3 protein-coding genes are annotated in these 2,692 nt (G+C 74.6%); all 3 read right to left on the bottom strand.

The window, feature by feature from the left end; translation table 11 throughout:
• Positions 1-795: phosphoadenylyl-sulfate reductase (locus PLP61_RS16325; protein WP_324503822.1), on the bottom strand; the 795-nt coding region annotated here is incomplete at its 3' end.
• A complete protein-coding gene (locus PLP61_RS16320) occupies positions 792-962 on the bottom strand; it encodes a hypothetical protein (protein ID WP_324503821.1) in 171 nt (56 codons plus the stop codon). The genes PLP61_RS16320 and PLP61_RS16325, both read right to left, overlap by 4 nt.
• Positions 959-2,692: nitrite/sulfite reductase (locus PLP61_RS16315; RefSeq protein WP_324503820.1), on the bottom strand; the 1,734-nt coding region annotated here is incomplete at its 5' end. The genes PLP61_RS16320 and PLP61_RS16315, both read right to left, overlap by 4 nt.

The following is a 2,692-nucleotide window of genomic DNA, read 5'->3' as shown; positions in this document are numbered from 1 at the left end:
GGGGGGGGGGGGAGGGGCGGGGGGGGGGGGGGGAGGGGGGGGGGGGGGGTATGCGTGGATCCCGCACTCGGTCTTGGGGAGTCCGGCCCAGTGTCCGCTGCGCGGGTCGGCGTCGGGGGAGACCCGGCGGGTGCAGGGTGCGCAGCCGATCGACGGGTACCCGTCGAGGACCAGCGGGTTGACCAGTACCTGGTGGGTCTCGACGTAGCGTCGGACGTCCTCGTCGCTCCAGCGGGCCAGCGGCGAGACCTTGACCTTGCCCCTGCCGGCGTCCCAGCCGACCACGGGGGCGATCACCCGGCGGTGGGTCTCGGCCCGCCGCAGGCCGGTGGCCCACGCGTCGTACCCGGCCAGCGCCTCGGTGAGCGGGGCCACCTTGCGCAGCGCGCAGCACCGGTCGGGGTCCCTGCGGTGCAGGTCGGCGCCGAGCTCGCGCTCGTGCTCGGCGACCGTGGTGGCGGCGGACACGGTGCGCACGCGGACGGGCAGCGTCGCCTCGACCGCGTCGCGGGTGCCGAGGGTCTCCACGAAGTGGTACCCGGTGTCCACGAAGACCACCTCGATCCCGGGCGACACCCGGGAGGCGAGGTGGGCGAGCACGGCGTCACCCATGGAGGAGGTGACGCAGAACCGCTCGCCGAAGGTGGCCACCGCCCACTCGAGGATGTGCTCCGCCGGGGCCAGCTCGAGCTCGGCTCCCACATGGGAGGCGAGGTCGCGCAGCTCTTCCGGGCTGCGGCCCTCGGTGCGGCTGCCCCGGTTGGTGCGGGCGGCGAGCGTGGTGGCGGCGCTCACGACGCACCCACCGGAGGCAGCAGCCCGAGCAGCCGGACCGTGAAGGCGCGCAGGCAGGAGCGGCACTCCCAGCTGCCGGGCGGAGAGGTCCCCTCGACGCCCACGTGGGGCCGGAGGTCCTCCTCGGCGCAGTAGGGGCAGTGGAACGGGGCGATGCGCTCGCTCACGGCCGCCCCCTGACCGGGGTCGCCTCGAGGGTCCGCTCGCCGCGCAGCAGCTCCTCGTCCGCGCGGGCCACCCAGCCGGCGAAGGACTCACCGGGGACCCGGTCGGCGAGGAACGCCTCCACGACGGCGGCCACGTAGTCGTCCAGCCCGGCGCTGGTCACCTTGTGCGCCCGCAGCTTGCGGCCGAACCCCGCGCCGAGCCCCAGCGCCCCGCCGAGGTGGACCTGGAACCCCTCGACCTGACGGCCGTCTGCGTCGAGGACCAGCTGCCCCTTCAGGCCGATGTCGGCGACCTGGGTCCGGGCGCAGGCGTTGGGGCAGCCGTTGACGTTGACCGTGATCGGGGTGTCCAGGTCGGGGAAGCGCTCCTCAAGCGCGGCCACGAGGGCCTGCGCTCGGCGCTTGGTGTCCACGATCGCCAGCTTGCAGAACTCGATCCCGGTGCACGCCATGGTGCCGCGCCGCCAGGCTGAGGGGCGGGCGCTGAGCCCGATCCGGTCGAGGTCGGCCACGAAGGCGGCGACGTCCCCGGCGGGCACGCCCAGCACGACCAGCTTCTGGTACGCCGTGAGCCGGACGCCGCGCGCGCCGTACCGCTCGACCAGGTCGGCCAGCGCCACCAGCGTCGGGCCGTCCACCCGCCCGACGACCGGGGCGGCGCCGACGTAGCAGTCGCCGTCCTTCTGCCGGTGCACCCCGACGTGGTCCCCCGGCCGGTCCGGGGAGGCGGGGGAGGCCAGCGACACCAGCCGGCGGTGCAGGTACTCGGTCTCGAGGACCTCACGGAACCGCTCGGCGCCCCAGTCGGCGACCAGGAACTTCAGCCGCGCCCGGGAGCGCAGCCGTCGGTAGCCGTAGTCGCGGAAGACCGAGATCACGCCCTCCCACACGTCGGCGACCTCCTCCAGCGGCACCCAGACCCCCAGCTTCGCCGCGAGCATCGGGTTGGTGGACAGGCCGCCGCCGACCCAGAGGTCGAAGCCCGGGCCCAGCTCGGGGTGGACCGAGCCGACGAACGCGACGTCGTTGACCTCGGGGGCGGCGTCGTGGCTGGGGTGGCCGGTGACGGCGGTCTTGAACTTCCGCGGCAGGTTGGAGAACTCGGGGTTGCCGATGAACCGGGCTGTGATCTCGGCCAGGGCAGGGGTGCCGTCGATGATCTCGTCGGCGGCGATACCGGCCACCGGCGAGCCCAGGAAGGGACGCGGGCTGTCGCCGCACGCCTCCTGGGTCTGCAGGCCGACCCGTTCCAGCCGCCGCCAGATCGCCGGCACGTCCTCGATGGCGACCCAGTGGTACTGGACGTTGCCGCGGTCGGTGAGGTCGGCGGTGCCGCGCGCGTAGTCGGTGGAGACCTCACCCAGCGCGCGCAGCTGGGCCGCTCCCAGCACCTCCCCGTCGGTGCGCACCCGCATCATGAAGTACTCCGCCTCGAGCTCGTGGGGCTGGAGGGTGCCGGTGCGGGACCCGTCGAAGCCCTCGGCCCGCTGGGTGTAGAGGCCCCACCAGCGGAACCGTCCACGCAGGTCGTCGGGGTCGATGGAGGAGAAGCCGCGGTGGGCGTAGATCCCTTCGATCCGAGCCCGGACGTGCAACGGGTCGTCGTCCTTCTTCAGCCGCTCGTTGGCGTTGAGGGGCTCTCGGTAGCCGAGGGCCCACTGGCCCTCGCCGCGTCGGGGTCGGGGCGGCCGGGCTGCCCGGCCGGGGCCGGTGGGTGCGGGGGGGGGGGG

Source organism: Nocardioides sp. (assembly GCF_035429765.1).
Taxonomy (GTDB): domain Bacteria; phylum Actinomycetota; class Actinomycetes; order Propionibacteriales; family Nocardioidaceae; genus Nocardioides.
The sequence above is the reverse complement of the archived record's forward strand: the minus strand, read 5'-3'. Positions and strand labels throughout refer to the sequence as shown.